The sequence below is a fragment of the Pantoea sp. 1.19 genome (assembly GCF_001922585.1).
Taxonomy (GTDB): Bacteria; Pseudomonadota; Gammaproteobacteria; order Enterobacterales; family Enterobacteriaceae; genus 1-19.
This window is the reverse complement of sequence record NZ_MRBS01000001.1, coordinates 38,288-57,821: the sequence shown is the minus strand read 5'-3', so window position 1 is coordinate 57,821 and position 19,534 is coordinate 38,288. Positions and strand designations below refer to the sequence as shown.

The window sequence follows — 19,534 nt, the reverse complement described above, 5'->3', positions numbered from 1 at the left end:
GACGCGGGCCCATGGCTAACAGGCTGTGATCGCGCGCAGTAAATGCGCACGCCTCCGCGAAAAACGTCCAGATACCTTTATACTTGAACTTCCTGGCGTAACCCCGAGTGGACTGCATGAACCACGCTGACCGGCGATATTTTAATCCAGACACCGCGGCGGGTAGCCATCCTGCCACCGGATTTATTCGCCGCGCGCTGCGCTGGATGCTCGCGCTGCTGGTTACGCTGTTTGCCCTGACGGTTATCGCACAATTCCTCCTTGCGTCGCACCTTAACCGGCAGTCTGATACCCACGACGGCATCATTGTGTCCCGCGTGATCACCCATGCCGCCACCGATCTGCAGCGTCAGCTGCATGACTACGCCAACTGGGGTGATGCCTGGCGCCATTTGCATCTGGCGCTGGACGTCGACTGGGCATGGCGGGATAACAATCTGGCCGGCACGCTCTATCGGGATTTTGGCATCAATGGCGTGTTTGTTCTCGCTCCGGACGGCAGCACGCGCTACGCGGTGATTAACGGCGAGCTTAGCCAGCACTCGCTGGAGAGCTGGCTCGGCGCCCCGCTGTCGGCCGTCCGGCGCCCGGTCGGGGAGCCTCCGCTGATTGGGGTGGCAGGCCAACCGGCGCTGCTGGCCAGCGCGCCCATCACGCCGGGAGGTGACAGCCGGCTTGGTCCCGGCGCTGGCCCCTGGTCGCAGCTGATTTTTGTACAACTGCTCACGCCGACCGCCCTGCAACAGCTGGGCGAAGCCTACGGTATTACCGGGCTGCGGGTCCTGCCGGAGCGCGAGCAGCCTCATCACCGGCTGGCGCTGCCGCCGTGGCGATTCAGCTGGCAAGCCGACGAGCCGGGACGCAGTCTGCTGCTGACGATGCTGCCCCTGACGTTGTTACTGGGCAGCCTTGTCGCCTTCGGCGCCGGCTGGCTGTATCGCCGCGCGCTGGGCAAAGCGCGCCTGATGGATGAAAACAGTTTTTTACTGGCGCAAAGCCGTGAGGCGCTGGCAGCCAGCGAGCGACGCTTTCGCGACGTGGCCGAAGCATCGACCGATTGGATCTGGGAGCTGGACAACCAGCTGAATTTCACCTGGATTTCGCAACGATTTCCTAATCTGACCGGCTACAGCATCACTCAGTGGCAGGGACGTCCCATTACCGATCTGCTGCAGACTGAAGGGGAACCGCTGGCGGACTGGATCCGTCAGCCCGGCGAGCGCGGCCATCGCCGCCTGCTCTACTGCCACTATCTGTCGGCGCAGGGCCACAGGCGCTACTGCCACCTTGTGATGAAACCGATCTACAGCCGCAGCGGCATTGAGGGCTATCGCGGTACCGCCACCGACGTCACGCTGGAAGTGGAGGCGCAGGCCCGCTTGCAATACATGTCGCGCCACGACGCGCTCACCGGCCTGCCCAACCGCAAGCGGATGCAGGAGTTCCTCGCCGGCAGGCTGCAGGCGCACGCCACACTGGATAATCCGCTGGCGATGATCGGCGTGGATCTCGATCAGTTTAAAGCGATTAATGACCGTTACGGCTATCAGATCGGCGATCGGGTACTGAATGTGGTGTCGCAGCGCCTGAGCAACTGCCTGCAGGATACGGACCTGGTCACCCGCCAGGGGGGGATGAATTTACGGTGATCGTGGCGGAACACGCCACCACTCCGCTGATTGCCGAGCTCTGTGCCCGACTGCTGGGCGAAACAGGCCGGCCAATACGGATCGACGGGCATGACATCGTGGTTTCCGCCAGCATGGGCATCGCGCGTGCACCGCAGGACGCCTGCGACGCCAGCGAACTGCTGCGGCTGTCGGACATTGCGCTGTACCGGGCCAAAAACGCCGGCCGCAACCGTTGGGTCTTTTACCGTCCGGAGATGGCCGAACAAATTGTGCAGCGCCGGGAGATGGAGCGCAGCCTGCGCGAGGCCCTGAAGCAGCAGCAATTCCAGCTGGTCTGGCAGCCCCGTTTCCATCTGAAAAGCCGGCAAATCGTTGCCGCCGAGGCGCTGATCCGCTGGCAGCACCCCTCCCTCGGCACCATCATGCCGGATCAATTTATTCCGCTGGCGGAAGAGACCGGCCTGATCGATCACATCAGCCAGTGGGTGCTGCACACCGCCTGTGCCGAGGCCCTGGCGTGGCCGCAACCGCTGGCCTTTTCAGTCAATATCTCCGCTCAGGAGTTCCACACTGATGGCCTGCTCGATCGGGTGAAGGCGGCCATTTCGGCCACCGGGATGGATCCGCTTCGGCTGGAGCTGGAGGTCACCGAAAGTGCGGCCCTCTGGTCGCCACCGGAGAGCCAGGCGCTGATGTATCAACTCAAAGCACTCGGCATTCGCCTGCTGGTTGATGACTTCGGCACCGGCTACTCCTCACTCAATTATCTGCGCACCTTTCCGTTCGATGGCATCAAACTGGACCGCTCGTTCATCACCGGCCTGCCCGATACCGGCAATGCCAGCCTGATCGTTGAGAACATCATCGGCCTCGGTAAAGCCTTCTCACTCAGCGTTACCGCTGAAGGGGTAGAAACCCACGCCCAGTTAGATAAGCTTACCGCCCTGCGCTGCGATGAAGCGCAGGGCTATTTGATCGCCAAACCAATGAGTCAGGCGCGCTTTATTCGCCAGCTCAGCGAAGCACCGTCGGGGGAACCCGCCTGGCAATACCCCCTCTGACGGCCGCACGGCCGCGCTGTTTCCCCTTAATGCTTTCTTAAGTCTGGCTGGCTAGGCTGTGATGAACAGTCAGGGGAGTCACTATGCGTCCAACTATCCAGGCACCTTATCAATTACGGCTCGCCGACGGCACCGCGCAGACGGCGACATTGCAGCAATTTATTCAGCGCGCGTACCGGCAGGAATTTAACGCCACTATTCCGCACTTTCTGCCACTGCTGCTGGGGCTGTATCGCGCCGATGGCGAGCTGGTCGGCGCCTGCGGTCTGCACCGCGCAGACGCCGGGCCGCTCTATCTGGAGCGCTATCTCGACACACCGATCGAGCAGGTCTTTGCCGCTAAAACCGGCGAGCGGCTGTCGCGTCCACGCCTGATTGAAATCGGTAATTTTGCCTGCGCAGAATCCGGCAATGCGCGCATTCTGTTTGCCGCACTCTGCCTGCTATTGTGCGCCAACCGGTTAGACCACATCGCCTTTACCGGCACGCGCAAGCTGCGCAATATTTTTCATCGTCTGCACCTGTCACCGGTTGAGCTGGCTCCGGCCTGCGCCGACAAAATTGGCGCAGAGGGGTCGCTTTGGGGTGCCTATTACGAAAACCAGCCGCAGGTTATGGTTGGCCAGCTGCGCGGCGGTTACGACACGCTGCGTAAAACCAGTCTGCTGCTGACCCTGTTTGATGCAATGCCAACGCTGTTCTCGCCGCTGAAGCAGGTCAGGCTATGACACTCTTCTCCCGCCTTGCTGAACTGGCGATCGCCCAACCCGCGCGCCCGGCGCTGTGCGACGCCCGGCGCGAAATCGACTATGCCAGCCTGTGGCAGCAGGTGCAGCAGCTCGCGCAGCGGCTGCGCACGGCGCAGGTTCAGCGCCTCGCCCTGGCGCTGGATAACGGACCCGACTGGGCGATCGCCGATTTGGCGGCCATGCTGGCCGGGATCGTGGTTATCCCGCTGCCGCCGTTCTTTACCGCCGCGCAGCAGCAGTGGGTACTGGAGAGCAGCGGCGCCGATGCGCTGATCGGCGCTCCCCGTACCGGCTGGCGCCGCGCGCCGGATTTTTCTCTGCCGCTGCAGCGCTGCCAGCCCGTCGCGCCGCCGGTGCTGCCCGCCGGCACGGCGAAAATCACCTACACCTCCGGCAGCACCGGGCAGCCGAAAGGGGTATGCCTGAGCCTCGATCACCTGCAGCGGGTCAGTCAGGCGCTGGCCGATCGCGTGATGCCGGCAGCGGTCAGCCATCACCTTACGCTGCTGCCGCTGGCTACCCTGCTGGAAAATATCAGCGGACTGTACGTGCCGCTGCTGAGCGGTGTCAGCAGCCGCATCCCCGCGCTGAGCGAGGTCGGTTTTGCCGGTGCCCGTCAGTTTTCCGCCGCGCAGCTGGCCGCGGCGCTGCAGCGCTGGCAGCCGCACAGCCTGGTGCTGGTGCCGGAACTGCTGCGGCTGCTGGTGATGGTCTGTCAGCAGCAGCCGGCGCTGGCTACATCGCTGCGGCTGGTCGCCGTGGGCGGCGGCAAAGTCTCCCCGGCGCTGGTCGAACTGGCGCAGCACATCGGCATTCCGCTGTGCGAGGGCTACGGCCTGTCCGAGTGCGGATCGGTAGTCGCGCTCAATGCGCCGGGCGCCGGGCGTCCTGGAACCGCCGGCCAGCCGCTGCCGCACTGTGAGGTAACCCTGGCGGCCGATGGTGAAATTCTGGTCCGCGGCGCCGGCATGCTTGGCTATCTCGGTGACGCACCGGCACCGGTGCAGATAGCCACCGGCGATCTCGGTCAGCTCGACGCCGACGGCTATCTGACCATCACCGGCCGGAAGAAAAATATTCAGATTACCGCCTGGGGCCGCAATTTCGCGCCGGAATGGGTAGAGGCAGAGGCGCAGCTGTTTCCAGCCATTGGTCGTCTGCTGATCTTCGGCGATGGGCTGCCCGCTAACGTTGCCCTGATCCAGCCGACGCCGGGCGGCGAAAGCGCGCTGGCCGAACAGGTGATGCAGTTAAACCAGCGACTGCCCGATTACGCGCAGGTACATCACTATCTGACGGTGGACTTCAGCGCCGAACGCAACTGGAGCACCGCCAATGGCCGACTGCGGCGCGCCGCGGTTTACGCCGACTGGCAGTCCCGTATCCAGCAGTGTGTTACAGGAGAATCCGCATGACTTTCTATCAGCAGTTACAGCAGGAAACCGCCGAAGCGCGTCAAACTATGCTGGCCGCGCCGGCGATCGCCGCCTGCCAGCGGGGCGAGATCAGCGTCGCGATGTACCGGGCGTTTTTAAGCCAGGCTTTCTATCACGTTAGCCACACCGTACCGCTGATGATGGCGGCCGGCAGTCGCCTGCCCCCGTCGCGCGAAGCGATACGCGGAGCGATTGCCGAATATATCGAAGAGGAGTACGGCCATCAGCAATGGATCCTGAACGATATCCGCGCCTGCGGTGGCGATGCAGAAGCGGTGCGTCACGGCAAACCGGTACTGGCCATCGAACTGATGATCGCCTTTCTCTATGACCAAATCCAGCGCGTCAATCCGCTGAGTATTTTTGGCATGGTACAGGTGCTGGAAGGGACCAGCGTCGCTATCGCTTCAACCGTTGCCGATCAGCTGCAACGCGGGCTGGCGCTGCCTGAAAAAGCCATGAGCTACCTGCGCTCACACGGTGCGCTGGACGTCGAGCATCTGGCTTTTTTTGAGCAATTGATGAATACCATTAGCGATCCCCAGGATCAGGCAGACATCATTCACGCGGCGAAGGTGGTGTATCAGCTGTATGGCGAGATGCTGCGCGGCTTAACGGAGACCTCATCATGAAGCTTGATCAGCGTCATATCTTACTCACCGGCGCCGGCGGCGGGATTGGTCAGGCGCTATCGCATTCGCTGGCGGAGCAAGGCGCGCGGCTGACGCTGCACGGGCGCAATCCGGCGGCGCTCGAAGCGCTGCGCGCTCGCCTCCCCCATCCGGAGCGCCACTGCATCTGGTGTGCCGATTTGGGCGACACCGCCCGCCTGCAGCAGGAGGCAGGCTGGTTTGCACAGCGCCCGGCGCTGGACATTGTGATCAACAACGCCGGTACCAGCCACTTTGCCTGGCTGAGCGATCAGAACGATGCGCAAATCAGCCAGCAGCTGCTGATCAACGTGCAGGCGCCTATCCTGCTCACCCGCATGCTGCTGCCCTATCTGAACAGACCGGCGCTGATCATGAACGTCGGCTCCAGCTTTGGCAGCATTGGCTACGCCGGATTCAGCGTCTACTGTGCCAGCAAATTTGCCCTGCGCGGCTTTAGCGAAGCGCTGCGGCGTGAGCTGGCCGGCACCGGCCTCGAGGTGCTCTATTTCGCCCCGCGGGCGACGCAAACCGCCATCAATTCGGCGGCGGTCAATGCGATGAACAGCGAACTGGGCACCCGCAGCGACACGCCGGAGTACGTGGCGCGTCAGATAGTGATCGCCCTGCAGCGCCAGCTGACCCGACGCTGGCTCGGCTGGCCCGAGCGCTTCTTTGTCACCCTCAATGCGCTCTTTCCCGGGCTGGTCGACAAGGCCCTCAGTAAACAGCGGGCCATCATTGCCCGCCACGCTAACGCATCCCTGTCAATCAAGAGGTCATCATGAAACTGGGCTGGATCGGTCTGTTACTGCTGGTAAGCGTTCCGGCGTTTGCGCAGCCCTCACTCAGCGATATTCAGCACCGCTGGGCCACCTGTCAGTATCGTACACCGGAGAAGCTAAAAGCCGACTGCCTGCAAACCCTGAGCGGAGAGGCCGACAGCGCCAGCGCAGCGGCCCCTTCGCGCGTCGACATGCTGATTTGGTCCGCCATTGTCAAAAGCAGCTGGGCCGGCGCCAAAGGCGGACTCGGCGCGCTGAGCCTGGTGAAAGATGCCAAAGCGCGGCTGGAGCTGGCGCTGCGCCTCAATGCCAACGCGCTCGACGGCTCCGCCCTGACCAGCCTTGGCGCACTCTACTACCAGGTTCCGGGCTGGCCCATCGGCTTTGGCGATAAAAAACAGGCAGAGCAACTGCTGAAAAAAGCGCTGGTGATGAACCCGAACGGCATCGATCCCAACTTCTTCTACGGCGATTTTTTGCTGGAAGAGGGGCGCAAGCAGGAGGCGAAAACCTACCTGCAGAAAGCGCAGGCCGCCGCACCGCGTCCGGGAAGGGAAGATGCTGACCGCGGACGCCAGCAGGAGATTGCCTCCCGCCTGGCGCAGCTGTAATGCATAAAGAAGGCCATCGCATCGACAACAGCCCGTGGCTGCGGGCGGCGGTACTGGGTGCCAATGACGGTATCGTCTCCACCGCCAGCCTGCTGCTCGGCGTCGCCTCGGCGCACGTCAGCCACGCGACCCTGCTGGTCACCGGCGTGGCCGGGCTGGTCGCCGGCGCGATGTCCATGGCCACCGGTGAATACGTTTCGGTCTCTTCGCAAGCGGATACGGAGCGTGCCGCGATGGCCGAAGAGCAGTCGGAGCTGGCGAACGATTACGCCGGCGAGCTGCGCGAGCTGACCGGCATTTACGTCAGCCGCGGGCTGGAGCCGGCGCTGGCGCGCGAGGTTGCCGCCCGGCTAATGGCGCACGACGCGCTGGGTGCGCACGCCCGCGATGAGCTGGGGCTGTCCGCCCTCAGCCGCGCCCGTCCACTGCAGGCGGCACTCACCTCAGCGGCCAGCTTTGCTACCGGCGCCGCGCTGCCGCTGCTGGTGGCGATACTGGTATCGCCGGGAGCAGCGATCGTGGCAATCGCCCTGTCGGCGCTGCTGGCGCTGGCGCTGCTGGGTGGCGTGGCGGCAAAAACCGGGGGGGCCCCCCTGCTGCCCGGCATCCGCAGGATCACCTGCTGGAGCGCGCTGGCGATGGGGCTGTCGGTCGGTGCCGGTGCGCTATTTGGCCTGCACGGCGGATAAATCAACCAACATAACAAGCGGAGTCACGATGAACGAAAAATATGCCCGCAGCCAGATACTGATTCACTGGGCGGTTGTGCTGCTGGTGGTCCTGGCCTGGGCGGCAATAGAGCTGCGCGGCTTTATCCCAAAGGGCCTGCCTCTGCGCGCCGAGATGAAAACCTTGCATTTCACCTTTGGCAGCGGCGTCCTCGTGCTGATGCTACTGCGGGTGGGGCTGCGCCTGCGGCATCGCGCTCCGGCGATACTTCCCGCCCCGCCGCGCTGGCAGACGCTGCTGGCCCACGCCGCGCACGGATGTTTGTATCTGATGTTGATTGGCCTGCCGCTGCTGGGGCTCACCAGCCTGTGGGCGGGGCAGGTCAGCTGGTCGCTGTGTGGCATGACGATGCCGGTTAGCGCCGTGCCGCGGCCCGATGTACAGGAGCAGCTCATATCAATCCATAAGCTGATTGCCAATACCGGTTACTTTTTGATCGGGCTGCACGCGGCCGCTGCGCTGTATCACCACTACGTGGTCAAAGATTCGACGCTGCGGCGCATGCTCCCCTGGCGCTGATCATTTCTGGGACAGAGATAGGCGACGGCGGCGCGGCGTCGTATACTCCAGAAATCGTCTTACTCACCCGCCCTTTGGGCATTGACAGATAAGGATATAGTCATGTCGCTATTCAGTACGACCCGTCCACGCGATCGCCACTACCGGGCCGCCCTCTGGGCCGGTTTTTTTGGTGGCAACGTCGCCAGCTTCGTGAAGTGGGGCACGGAGAATCCGCTGCCGCCGCGCACCGCGGATCGGGCCATCCCCCCCGCCGAGATGCTGCAGGATTTTGGCATGCGGGTTAACGAGATGGTCTATCACTACTCGGGACACTTGGTGAACTGGGGCGTTGCCGGCGTGCATCACCTGTTCTCGATTGTGTTTGCCTTGTTCTACTGCGCCGTGGCGGAAGTCTGGCCGCAGATCAAACTGTGGCAGGGAGTGGCATTTGCGCTGGTGGTCACCGTCGCCTTCCACGGCATCGTGCTGCCGCTCGGGGGATGGGCGCCGCCAATGTGGCAGCTGCCGGCCGACGAACTGTTCTCGGAAACCCTCGGCCACATTCTGTGGATGTGGACCATCGAAGTATTTCGTCGCGACATCCGCAACCGTATTACCGGACAGCCGGACGCCGGGGGACGTTAACCGATTGGCCGCGGCATCGTAACGATGCCGCGACCGCGCATCACGTATTCTGCGGCGGCGTGCGCGACGCCTTACGCCGCTTCTTCCGCGCGGGATCGCTCAGCGGACGCAGCCGGCGGATCCGCGGACGCAGGATCACGCCGGGCATCGCCACCAGCCGGCGCCGGTTCGGATTCTTTACCGGTCTCTCATGCCACAGCTTCAACAGGATCACCGCCAGCGCCAGCAGCGCCGTAACGCCGTTGGCCGCCATCACCGGGATATCTCCCAGACGAAAACCGTACCAGGTCCAGCAGGAGACGCCGAAAAACAGCGCCGCCCACATGCCCAGTGATAGCCCGCTGGTGTCCTTATTTTTCACAATGTGCAGCACCTGCAAAAAAAAGGACCCGGTGGTGACCCAGGCGGCCAGCGTACCCAATGCCACCGGCCAGGGCGACAGTAGCACAATCGACAGCAGCGCCAGCGCCACGGTAAGCGCAACAATCAGGATATTCTTCACGCTGCCGCTCCCTCGCCGCCCGCCAGCCAGGCCTCAACCCGGTCGACGGCCTGCTGCAGGTCTGCCGCCAGAGTCGGCTGCTGGCACAGTGAGCCAAACAGCGCCGGCTGAGCGGCAAACGCCCTGACCGGCGACGCATCGCGGTAAACGGCCAAAAAATCAACGCTCGCGCGCGCACGGTCCTGATAAGCGAACGCCAGTTCGCCGCGCTGCTCGCGCTGCATAAAGCAGAACAGCAGCGCCGGCAGCATCAGCGCCGCGCGGGGGACGACGCCCTGCGCATAGCGCGCTTTCAGCGTCGGCACGATAAACTCATGCAGCTTGGCAATGCTGTCCGAGGAGACCCGCTGCACCGAATCGCGCACCCCGGGATTACTGAAGCGGTGCAGCGTACTGGCGCAGTACGCATCCAGATCAATGCCCGGCGCGGCGAGGGTCGGGGCCAGATCGTCGCGCACATAGTCGCTGAGCCAGCGCGTCACCGTCGGCAGCAGGCTCTGATCGATACTCGCTTTTCCCAGCAGGCCACCGGCCCAGGCGATGCCGCTGTGGCTGGCGTTCAGCACGCGGATTTTTACCTCTTCCCACGGCGTCACGTCGTCCACAAACTCTACACCCACCTGCTCCAGCGGCGGCCGTCCGGCAATAAAGCGATCTTCCATCACCCACTGCGTAAACGCCTCGCAGGTCAGCGGCACCTTGTCATCCGCAATGCCCTGCGCGGCCAGCCGCTCAGGCAGTCCCGCATCCGGCACCGGCGTAATGCGATCGACCATGTTGTTCGGCGAAGTGGTATGGCTGGCCACCCACTCTCCCAGCGCCTCATCGCCGCTGGCGGCAATAAACGCCAGCAGGCCGCGTCGCAGCACATCGCCATTGTGGCGCAGGTTATCGCAGCTCAGCAGCGTCACCGCACCGGCGTTCGCCTCACGGCGGGCGCGCAAAATCTTCACCAGCGCACCGTACAGGGTTTGCGTCTCGCCCTGCCCGGCCAGGTCGCTGGCCACCGCCGGATGCGTCTCGTCCAGCCGTCCGTCGTCTCGCAGAAAATAGCCCCCTTCAGTGACGGTGAAGGAGATGACTTTGGTCTGCGGGTGGGCGCCTTCGGCCACCAGCGACGCCAGGCCGGCATCCCAGAGAATCACCCGGTCAATCACCGCCAGACGGTGCCAGCGGGTCTCACCCTCCGGTGAGATCACTTCGAGCGTGTAGCGCCCCTGCTGGCGGGCCAGCTGCTGCAGCGTGTGTTGAGTAGCGCTGTTGCGGATATTGGCCAGCGAGAGCGACCAGCGGGGAGAAGTGGGTAGAGACGCTGCTTGATGCTGAAGCAAGTGCAGATACCAGGCCTGATGCGCCCGGTGGAAGGCGCCCGCCCCCAGATGTAACCAGCGGGCGTTTTTCACGATAGCGGCGGTCAAACGAACTCCTTAATCTGTGAAGATGGTCACAATGTTACCAGTAACCATAGCATTTTTTGTTCAATCGTCAACGCCTCGCCAATAAACAAATTTATATTATATATACAGATACTCGCCACTCAGCGACAAAACATTTAAAATTTAATTAATACAGCATGTTATGTATAAAATCTCAGATAAATCCGAGCATGATACACACTTAATTACATTAGAATAATAGAAAATAACGCACGGATCGCTCATTTTTATGTGACTTACATCACGCAGTGGAGGGGGGAGATGGCCAGATACAGCCTGTTAAAAAAGCTGGAAATGATGATGGTGGTTTTGATTCTCGCAGCGGCACTGGGCGTGGCCACTACGCTGCTGCTGTCGTGGGTGGGCGTGGATGTCCACTGGCCCTATCCCACGCGCTAATACCCTGAAAAAACGGGCAGGCAAGCCTGCCCGTTTCTGATCAAAACGCGATCGCCACCTTTCCGTACGTTTTCCCCTCCTCGGCAGCGCGCAGCGCCTGCGGCACCGCCGCCAAAGAGAGGTGATCAGCAAAAGTCACCACTATCTCACCGTCGGCTACCCACTGCGCCACACTCTCCCCGGCGCGGGCAATATCGCGCAGATTATCGCCATCCCCGTACGCCCAGGCGAAGCCCAGTGCCACATCGTGTACCGACAGCGCTTTGCCCCACGCCGGCATCGCATCGCTGGAGGGACGCCCTACCACGCAGGCGATTGCGCCGTTATGGCGCAGCAGCGGCAGCAGCGCGGTGGCGGAGTCGGCCGACACCAGATCGATGATGGCGTCTACGCCACGTCCATCGGTTGCGCTCAGTACCTGTGCAACCAGATCCCCCTCCCGCCGGTTCACCACCGCGTCGGCGCCCAAATCGCGCAGCCACTGAGCCTGGCGTGAGGCGCTGGCGATCACCCGCGCACCGGCGCGGCGCGCCATCTGTACCGCAAAGCTACCGACACCGCCGCCGGCGGCGGTGATCAACACCGTCTGTCCCGGCTGCAGATTTAGCTTCAGGTGCACCGCCTGCCAGGCGGTCAGCGCGGCGCAGGGCAGCACCCCGGCGCGGGCAAAATCCAGGCCGTCCGGCAGACGACTGACCACCCGGGCATCCACCACCACCTGTTCGGCAAAGCCGCCCCAGCGATAGAGGTTGGTCAGCGCCATCACCCGATCGCCGGGTTGAAACGCCGTGACGCCCTCTCCCACGGCATCAATTTCACCGGCGGCGTCGATACCAAGAATATGCGGCAGCGGCAAATCCTTACCCTGCTGGGCAAATTTGTAGTCCACCGGATTAATGCTGGAGCCGCGTACCCGAATGCGAACCTCGCCGGGACCGGGCTCCGGCGCATCGACCTCCGCCAGCGTCAGCTGATAATCGGAACCGGTTTGCTGCAGTAACTGTGCTTTCATGGATCGTCACCTTGTTGTCGGGCATAGAAAGGTCGGCGCAGCGCGGACGTTGCGCGCTCGCGCCGCGAACTTAGCCGGCAGAGATGGCGCCGCGCTGACGCGCGTTCAACCTCCGGGGCACAGGATGTTCATCTTTTTCGCACGCCGCGACTGACGAAAAATCCTAACCCACTGATGAAAATGGCTAAAAATCGGTCACCTCGCCGTTTATGAAAGGCGTAGGCAAAATCCTACAGGTGATGACCTCCCTTCCCATTCTGCACCTGGTCAAATTCTGACATCCTCAGCGCCACATCCGGTCCCGTTCCGGTTGGCCCCCACGCCGCATCCGGTCGGGCGCCGCCGGAAAAATATCACCGGGTAGTTTTTATTGACAGTCAGTACAGCGACCGTACCGACAAGGTCAAAAAGATACAGAGCAGCACACCGATGCAGGGCTTACGATGTCCTTCCTGACGGTCGTTCCGCCATCAATCAGGCAGCAGATTATTGGCGATATGGAAAGGGTATGGTGCTCCGATTCACCGCGTGAGAAGCTACGTGAATTTTTAACCCCTGAATCCCGCCGGCCCGCGTCGGGCAGGCAGCTATTGCACCGCCTCAGTTCGGGCTGCCACATCATGAGGCATTCCCGGCCTGAGTTCTCCCCTCCTCCTCCCGCCCTGCGCGCCTCGCGGCGTCTGGCACACAATATGCATCGGCAATCGCCCCCCTTTTGCGGAGCCGTATCATGACCCAACTGCCTTTATCCGACCATCTGCTGACCCGCCCTGGCACCAAATGGATGCAGCTGGCCCTCGGCCTGATCTGTATGATAGCCATCTCCAGCCCGCAATACGTCTGGGCGCTGTTTACCCGTCCGCTGATGGACAAGCTGCAGGTGCCGCTGGCTGAAATCCAGCTGACCTTCTCGCTGCTGATCGTCCTGCAAACCTTTTTTGCCCCTTTCCAGGGGCGGCTGATTGATCGCTTTGGCCCGCGCCGGCTGATCGCGCTGGGCACGCTGCTGACCGGCGGAAGCTGGATGCTGGCGGCGCGCATCGACAGCCTGACGGCGCTGTACCTGAGCTACGGCGTACTCGGCGGACTGGGGACCGGCATTGTCTATATCGGCGTGGTGGGGCTGATGGTGCGCTGGTTTCCGCAGCGGCGCGGCTTTGCCACCGGCATGGTCGCCGCGGGCTACGGCATGGGGGCTATCCTCACCACCTTTCCCGTCACCCACTCTCTGGCGGCGCAGGGGATGGAGAATACGCTGTGGCAATTTGGCGCGCTGATGGCGCTGATCGGCTTTCTCGCCGGCCAGGGGCTGCGTACCCCGCCGCCGGCCGCCGAAGCGCCGGCCCGCCCCGACGCCGCGCTGCCGGTCACGCAGCGGGATTTCCGCTCGCGCGAAATGCTGCGTCAGCCGCTGTTCTGGCTGATGTTCGTGATGATGACCATGATGTCCACCTCCGGGCTGATGGTCACCTCGCAGATGGCGATTTTCGCCGGCGATTTTGGCATTACCTCGGTGACGATCCTCGGCATGGCGGCGCTGCCGCTGGCGATGACCCTCGACCGGTTAATGAACGGCCTGACCCGACCGGTATGTGGCTACCTCTCCGATCGCCTCGGCCGGGAAACGATGATGTTTTTCGCCTTTGGCCTGGAGGGGGTGGCCATGACCCTGTGGCTGCTGTGCAAGGATGATCCGCTGCTGTTTGTGCTGCTCTCCGGGCTGGTGTTCTTCGGCTGGGGAGAGATTTTCTCGCTGTTTCCGGCCACGCTGACCGATACCTTCGGCACCCGTCACGCCACCAGCAACTACGGCTGGCTGTATATGTCTCAGGGCATCGGAGCTGTTGTTGGCGGGCCGCTGGCCGCCCTGCTCTATCAGCATACCCACAGCTGGAGCCTGGTGTTCAGCAGCGCCATTACGCTGGATATTCTCTGTGCCCTGCTGGCGCTACTGCTGCTGAAGCCCTGGCGGGCGCGCTTTCTGCGCCGGCACGGTGCCTGAGTCGGCCATCAGCGGGGCAGCCGGCGGCAGATCCGCGCCATCGCCACGGCGCTCGCCAGCGGAAACGCCGCCAGCAGTAACCAGGGGAGCGCGGCCGCGCCAGAGGGCGTCAGCGCCAGGTCGAGGACGCCGCCGAGCAGCAGATTGCCGATCAGCACCGCACAGCCACCGGCGGTGGCCAGCGCCCCGTAGTGTGCGCCCAGCGTTGACGGCTGGGCAAACGCCGGCACCAGATCCTTCGCGGCGGGTACCAGCAGCATCTGCCCGCAGGTCAGCAGCGTGACCAGACCGGCGGCGGGCAGAAAGCGCAGCCAGCCCGCCGCTGGCGGAGAGGTGGCGCAGAGCGCCACGCAGAGAAAGCCGGCCGACAGCAGCAGAAAACCCAGCGGCAGCACTCGCCGCGCCGGCAGGCGCCGGGCCAGGCGCGCCAGTGGCAGCTGCAGCAGGATAATCAGCAGGGAAGCCAGCATGAACAGCGGCCCCAGATCTCTCTCGCTGCCGCCCACCCGCTGGATCTCCACCGGCAGCGCCAGGTACAGCTGGTTGTAGCTCAGCAGCCAGCTGCTGTACGCCACGATAAAGGCAACAAAACGCCGCTGGCGAAAGGTGGTCCACCACGGCACCACGGTCAGCGCCCCCCTACCGCGCGGCGACGCCGGCAGGCAGAAAAACAGCAGGATCAGCGCCAGCATAAACAGCCCGGCGCCGCTGAGCGCCACCTGGCGAAAGCCCCAGCCGGTGAGCAGCGCGCCCAGCGCCGGCCCGAGCACCGCGCCCAGCTCACCGCAGACGGCAAACAGCGCAAACCACTCCGCCCGACTGCGCTTGCCGCGCGCTTCGCTATCGCCGCCGGCGCGCGCCAGCAGCGCCTCGATGGAGGGAGAGAATAGCGCGCCGCCAACGCCGGTCAGGCAGGCACCCGCCACCACCGGCCAGAGGGCATCGCCCAGCGCCAGCAGCAGATAGCCAGCAATGCGAATGACGCAGCCGCACAGGATCACCCCGCGTGCGCCAAAGCGGTCCGCCAGCGCGCCGCCAAGAATAAACATCCCCTGCTGTGAGAACGTACGCAGCCCGAGAATTAAGCCGATAGCGGTGCCGGAGAGCAGCAGATCATCTCGCAAATAAATCGCCAGAAACGGCACTACGGCGTAAAAACCGAGGTTAAACACCAGCTGACTGCCGAGCAGCAGCGGTGGCCAGACCGCGCCCGGCGCGCGCGGAGCAGCGGCACCCATCGGCATCAGACCAGGAACTGGATGTGAGGTTTGCCGTGGAACGGCGACGGCGCCACCCGCGCTTTCACGCGGAACACCTGCCACAGCAGCGCTTCAGTCAGCACCGCTTCTGGCGTCCCGCTGGCCACCACACGCCCCTGCTGCATCACCCACAGCGCGTCGCAAAACTGCGCCGCGTGGTTGAGATCGTGGATCGCCACGATGCTGGTGACCGGCAGCGCGCCGATCAGCTGCATCAGCTGCAATTGATGCTGTATATCGAGGTGATTCGTGGGCTCATCCAGCAGGATTTCTCGCGGCGACTGGGCCAGCGCGCGGGCGATATTTACCCGCTGGCGCTCGCCACCGGAGAGGCTGAGCCAGCCGCGATCGGCACTCTCCAGCATCTCCACGCGCGCCAGCGCGCCGGTGACCGCCGCCTCATCCTCGTGACGCCAGGCGGAAAACGGCGAATGGTGTGGAATACGGCCCAGCCGAACCACCTCGCGCACCGGCATATTCGCGCCGGTCACCGCGTGCTGCTCCACAAACGCCAGCCGCCGCGCCAGTGTCTTTTTGTTCATCCGCGTCAGGTCTTCGCCGTCCAGCGTAACCCGACCGGCGTGCGGGCGGCGCAGGCCGGCGAGAATGCGCAGCAGCGAAGACTTACCGCTGCCGTTCGGGCCCAGCAGGCCAACGGTACTACCCGCGGCAACGCGCAGCGACACATCATCCACAATCACCTTGCTGCCAACCCGCCAGCTCAGGTGTTCCGCGTGCAGGGTCATCCGGGCGTCCTCGAACGATAAATGATCACGGCGAAGAACGGCACGCCAACCAGCGCCGTAACCACGCCGACCGGCAGGCTCTGCGGCGCAATCAGCAGGCGCGAGGCGAGATCGGCCAGTACCATCAATATGGCCCCCGCCAGCGCGCAGGCAACCAGCAGCGAACGGTGCAGCGGGCCAACAAAGAAACGCATAATATGCGGCACCACCAGCCCCACAAAGCCGATCGAGCCCGCCATGCTCACCATGGTGGCGGTGAGCAGCGCGGTGGCGGTAAACAGCAGCAGGCGCACCCGCGGCACCGCGATGCCCAGTGACGCCGCCGCGTCGTCGCCGAAGGTAAAAGCATCCAGCGCGCGGGCGTACCAGAGGAACAGCACCAGCCCCGCCGCGACCACCGCCAGCACCAGCTGAAACTCCGGCCAGCGGACCCCGCTAAAGCTGCCGAGCAGCCAGAACATCACATCGCGCGCTTGCTGAGCGCTGGCGGAGGTACTGATGGTCCAGGCGGTCAGGGCATTAAACAGCTGTGAGGCGGCCACGCCGGCCAGAATAGTGCGCTCATTGCCTCCGCGTGCACCGTGGGTGAGCAGTGCGACAAACGCAAAGGCGACAAAAGCGCCGACAAAGGCGCCCAGCGACAGCGATACGGCACCGGCTCCCAGACCGAGCACCACGATCGCTACCGCGCCGGTTGAGGCGCCAGCGGAGACGCCCAGCACGTAAGGCTCCGCCAGCGCATTTTTCAGCAGGCTCTGCAGCACCGCGCCACACAGGGCCAGTCCGGCGCCGCAGCAGGCGGCGACCAGTACCCGGCTGAGGCGAAAATCCCAAATCACCCGCTCATGGATACGATTGAGCGGCTCGGCGGTAAACCCCAGCTGATTGCTCATCGCCAGCGCGACGCTGCGCAGGGGGATATGCAGCTCGCCAACGCTGACGCTCAGCGCCATCACCAGCAGCAGCGCCAGCACGCCAAGCGCCGCCACGCCCATACGCAGCAGCATCCCGCGCTCGCCGGAGGGCAGCGTCATTGCCATCACTTCAGCCCCAGGGTGCGCAGCTGAGCCGCCACCTGCTCCGCGCCGTACAGCGTACGAATAGTCGGGTTCATTGCCTGACCGTCCATCACCACAATGCGCCCCTGCTTCACCGCCTCCAGCTGACTGACGGCCGGATCGCGCTTCAGGAACGCGATCTTCTCTTCGGCCTTATCCAGCGCCCAGCGGTTGCGATCGAGGCTGGAGACCACAATCACATCCGGATTAGCGGCAATGATGCTCTCCCAGCTGACCGTCGGCCACTCGGTTTCAGTGGTGATGGCGTTGCGCCCACCGAGCACGTCGGCGATAAAGCCGGAAGCGCTGTTTTTACCGCCGACGTAGGCATCGGCGGCCGGCGACGCGCTGGAGAACCAGAAAACAAAGGTCAGGGGCTGCTTACGCTGGCTGAACTCGGCGCGCAGCGCGCGTTCGCGCTGTTTGAAATCGGCGATCAGCGCGTCACCGCGATCCGGTACGTTAAACAGGGCGGCAAAGTCGGCAATCTCCTGATAGAGGTAACGCATATCCCACAGCGCAGCGCGGCTGCCGTACAGATCCCCCGCCTTTTTGTGCGTGGCGCACATGCCCGGCGACAGGTAGCTGTTGATCCCCACCGTGGCAAAATCTTCGCGCGTCGCCACCTTACTATCCGGGCCGAGCAGCAGCGGCAGCTGCGCCGGCACGAAGTCCGGCGACTGCGCCAGCACCGACTCCAGCGTCGGGATCTCTACCGTCAAGGTCTTAATCTGACGATTTTGCGCCGCCAGCGCCGGCAGTATGCGCGTTGGCCAGAAGGCGCTGGCGACGACCCGGTCCTGCAGGCCCAGCAGCAGCAGGATTTCAACGGTATTCTGGCCCAGCGCCACCACCCGCTGCGGCGGCTGCGCAAAGGTTTGCGTGTAGCCGCAGTTTTGCAGCGTGAGGGGAAAGATTGTTGCGTAAGCCGGCGCCATCGCCGCCAGCAGCCAGGCCGCCGCGCAAAACATTTTTTTCATTCCAGATCCACCGGTTACGCACTCACCCGCGTCAGGCGCGAATGAAAATGACAATCATTATTAAGGCGCGATTTTATACAATGGATGTGAAAAAGTGTCAATCTGTGACATCGACGACGCCAGCGCGCGCCGGCTTTATCTTATCTGGTCAGAGTGTTAACCAGGAATGTTCGAGACGGTAAAAACAACGCGTTGAAAATACATCAATTATTTCACCCGCCCGCGCCCCTGCGACTCAGAATAGTGGACATTCGGCGACGCCGTCACCGGCACACCGCCGCCGCCCAATTGACAGCCCGTCTGAAAAACTCTACTTTCTGCCGAAAAGAATAATCATGAAACGTATTCACTGCACCGCCAGATTTATTTTACTGGCTGGCGCAGTGATTTATTAACGCATTAAAAAAGAGACATTCTAATTACGCCTTAGCGGCGGCATTCCGGCTACATCAAGAAAAATTCACACTGAGTTACAGATGCATTCCGTAATACGAAATAGCCGCAAACTGATTAATTAATCATAAAAATATATCTGCCCAGTCATTATCGATAACGCGGCGACAAACAGCGTCCGCGACGAAACAGACATGACTCAGGATTCAACAGCGTTATGTATTCTGCCACAGCGGAACGCCGAGTTTCGCCTTAACATTGGAAATATCGAATATGACTAAGTCCTTTCTGACTATAAGCACCATCACTGCGCTCTCTGTGATGTACCCGGCGCACGCGGCGCAGGTCACCGCTCAGGCGGTCGCCAGCTGGTCAGCTACCGCAAAAAAAGACACCGTCAGTAAGCTGGTGGTCACCCCACTGGGTAGCCTGATGTTTGAGTACGCCGACGGAATTAAAAGCTTCAATTCGCAAAAAGGGTTGTTTGACGTCGTGATTGAGGGCGAAGACGGTGGCTCGTCGTTTAAGCCCATTGGCCTGTTGTCGAAACCCTCCGCCACGGCGTTTAAACTCAGCGCCCGCTTATTGACCAATACCCTGACTCAGACAGGAAAATCCGGCTCCACGCTGAACGTTGGGGTGGAATATAACGGCGTTGCGCTTAAGAAAAATGCTGATATTTCGCTGATTGATACTGCCGGTAATCAACCCGGCGGCAACCTCAGCCTGCTGGCCGCCGGCTTCAATAAAAAAGAGCGCGCCAGCGCGCAGGATGCGTTTACCTTTTCCATTATCAGTGCCACCAGCAATGGGACGACCGCAGTGGATGATTTCAGCAAGCTGCCGGACGGCCTGTGGAGCGGTGACGTCAGCGTGCAGTTTGAAGCCAGCTGGACCAGCTGATCGTCGTCACTCAGTAATACCACGCCTTCCAAACAGCTTATTGGGT

General features: G+C 62.8%; 19 protein-coding genes and 1 pseudogene. 13 read left to right on the top strand and 7 right to left on the bottom strand.

Annotated features, from left to right (window positions below; all coding sequences use genetic code 11):
- Nucleotides 1–116: 116 nt before the first annotated feature.
- The 10 genes and pseudogenes from BS626_RS18720 to BS626_RS00260 all read left to right on the top strand — a co-directional run.
- Nucleotides 117–1,804: pseudogene (locus BS626_RS18720) on the top strand (diguanylate cyclase domain-containing protein); the annotation flags it as partial.
- Nucleotides 1,805–1,885: 81 nt separating this feature from the next.
- A complete protein-coding gene (locus BS626_RS18715) occupies nt 1,886–2,692 on the top strand; it encodes a putative bifunctional diguanylate cyclase/phosphodiesterase (RefSeq protein WP_371328476.1) in 807 nt (268 codons plus the stop codon).
- 83 nt (nt 2,693–2,775) lie between these two features.
- Nucleotides 2,776–3,420: a thermostable hemolysin gene (locus BS626_RS00295; protein WP_075180415.1), complete on the top strand. Its 645-nt coding sequence runs from the start codon at nt 2,776–2,778 to the stop codon at nt 3,418–3,420.
- Nucleotides 3,417–4,856: an AMP-binding protein gene (locus BS626_RS00290; RefSeq protein ID WP_075180414.1), complete on the top strand. Its 1,440-nt coding sequence runs from the start codon at nt 3,417–3,419 to the stop codon at nt 4,854–4,856. Before BS626_RS00295 ends, BS626_RS00290 begins: the two co-directional genes overlap by 4 nt.
- On the top strand, nt 4,853–5,509 hold the full coding sequence (locus BS626_RS00285; RefSeq protein ID WP_075180413.1) for a TenA family transcriptional regulator: 657 nt from the start codon (nt 4,853–4,855) through the stop codon (nt 5,507–5,509). Before BS626_RS00290 ends, BS626_RS00285 begins: the two co-directional genes overlap by 4 nt.
- Entirely contained in the window at nt 5,506–6,315 is an 810-nt protein-coding gene (locus BS626_RS00280; protein WP_075180412.1) for an SDR family oxidoreductase, read from the top strand. The genes BS626_RS00285 and BS626_RS00280 overlap by 4 nt, the downstream gene beginning before the upstream one ends.
- Nucleotides 6,312–6,923 carry a tetratricopeptide repeat protein gene (locus tag BS626_RS00275; protein WP_139308730.1) on the top strand — a complete coding sequence of 204 codons (612 nt, stop codon included), beginning with the start codon at nt 6,312–6,314 and terminating at the stop codon, nt 6,921–6,923. Before BS626_RS00280 ends, BS626_RS00275 begins: the two co-directional genes overlap by 4 nt.
- Complete coding sequence (locus BS626_RS00270; RefSeq protein WP_075180411.1) at nt 6,923–7,612, top strand: VIT family protein; 690 nt, start codon at nt 6,923–6,925, stop codon at nt 7,610–7,612. The genes BS626_RS00275 and BS626_RS00270 overlap by 1 nt, the downstream gene beginning before the upstream one ends.
- A gap of 28 nt (nt 7,613–7,640) precedes the next feature.
- On the top strand, nt 7,641–8,171 hold the full coding sequence (locus tag BS626_RS00265) for a cytochrome b (protein WP_075180410.1): 531 nt from the start codon (nt 7,641–7,643) through the stop codon (nt 8,169–8,171).
- Nucleotides 8,172–8,273: 102 nt separating this feature from the next.
- Nucleotides 8,274–8,798 carry a DUF1440 domain-containing protein gene (locus BS626_RS00260; RefSeq protein WP_083615853.1) on the top strand — a complete coding sequence of 175 codons (525 nt, stop codon included), beginning with the start codon at nt 8,274–8,276 and terminating at the stop codon, nt 8,796–8,798.
- A 40-nt stretch (nt 8,799–8,838) separates the two neighbouring features.
- Here BS626_RS00260 and BS626_RS00255 read toward each other — a convergent pair whose 3' ends face one another.
- Nucleotides 8,839–9,300 (bottom strand): SemiSWEET family sugar transporter, encoded by a 462-nt coding sequence (locus BS626_RS00255; protein WP_075180409.1) that lies wholly within the window; start codon nt 9,298–9,300, stop codon nt 8,839–8,841.
- Complete coding sequence (gene dalD / locus BS626_RS00250) at nt 9,297–10,718, bottom strand: D-arabinitol 4-dehydrogenase (RefSeq protein ID WP_075180408.1); 1,422 nt, start codon at nt 10,716–10,718, stop codon at nt 9,297–9,299. Before dalD ends, BS626_RS00255 begins: the two co-directional genes overlap by 4 nt.
- Before the next feature lie 279 nt (nt 10,719–10,997).
- On the opposite strand from dalD, the gene BS626_RS18510 reads away from it, so the two are divergent.
- Nucleotides 10,998–11,135, top strand: coding sequence for a hypothetical protein (locus BS626_RS18510; protein ID WP_170870413.1), 138 nt, complete (start codon nt 10,998–11,000; stop codon nt 11,133–11,135).
- Between the two features lie 40 nt (nt 11,136–11,175).
- Here the strand turns inward: BS626_RS18510 and BS626_RS00245 are convergent, their stop codons facing one another.
- Nucleotides 11,176–12,147, bottom strand: a complete 972-nt coding sequence (locus BS626_RS00245; protein WP_075180407.1) for a zinc-binding dehydrogenase — start codon at nt 12,145–12,147, stop codon at nt 11,176–11,178.
- 730 nt (nt 12,148–12,877) lie between these two features.
- On the opposite strand from BS626_RS00245, the gene oxlT reads away from it, so the two are divergent.
- Nucleotides 12,878–14,149, top strand: coding sequence for an oxalate/formate MFS antiporter (gene oxlT / locus BS626_RS00240; protein WP_075180406.1), 1,272 nt, complete (start codon nt 12,878–12,880; stop codon nt 14,147–14,149).
- An 8-nt stretch (nt 14,150–14,157) separates the two neighbouring features.
- Here the strand turns inward: oxlT and BS626_RS00235 are convergent, their stop codons facing one another.
- The 4 genes from BS626_RS00235 to BS626_RS00220 are packed head-to-tail and all read right to left on the bottom strand — an operon-like array spanning nt 14,158 to nt 18,192.
- The gene (locus BS626_RS00235; RefSeq protein WP_139308729.1) at nt 14,158–15,387 is read right to left on the bottom strand and encodes an MFS transporter; all 1,230 of its coding nucleotides are present in this window, start codon (nt 15,385–15,387) and stop codon (nt 14,158–14,160) included.
- A 5-nt stretch (nt 15,388–15,392) separates the two neighbouring features.
- Nucleotides 15,393–16,154 carry an ABC transporter ATP-binding protein gene (locus tag BS626_RS00230; protein WP_075180404.1) on the bottom strand — a complete coding sequence of 254 codons (762 nt, stop codon included), beginning with the start codon at nt 16,152–16,154 and terminating at the stop codon, nt 15,393–15,395.
- Complete coding sequence (locus tag BS626_RS00225) at nt 16,151–17,161, bottom strand: iron ABC transporter permease (RefSeq protein WP_240494253.1); 1,011 nt, start codon at nt 17,159–17,161, stop codon at nt 16,151–16,153. Before BS626_RS00225 ends, BS626_RS00230 begins: the two co-directional genes overlap by 4 nt.
- A 32-nt stretch (nt 17,162–17,193) precedes the next feature.
- Nucleotides 17,194–18,192 carry an ABC transporter substrate-binding protein gene (locus BS626_RS00220; protein WP_075180402.1) on the bottom strand — a complete coding sequence of 333 codons (999 nt, stop codon included), beginning with the start codon at nt 18,190–18,192 and terminating at the stop codon, nt 17,194–17,196.
- A 666-nt stretch (nt 18,193–18,858) separates the two neighbouring features.
- Between BS626_RS00220 and BS626_RS00215 the strand changes: the two genes are divergently transcribed.
- Nucleotides 18,859–19,488 carry a common pilus major fimbrillin subunit EcpA gene (locus tag BS626_RS00215; RefSeq protein ID WP_075180401.1) on the top strand — a complete coding sequence of 210 codons (630 nt, stop codon included), beginning with the start codon at nt 18,859–18,861 and terminating at the stop codon, nt 19,486–19,488.
- The last annotated feature ends 46 nt before the right edge of the window (nt 19,489–19,534 follow it).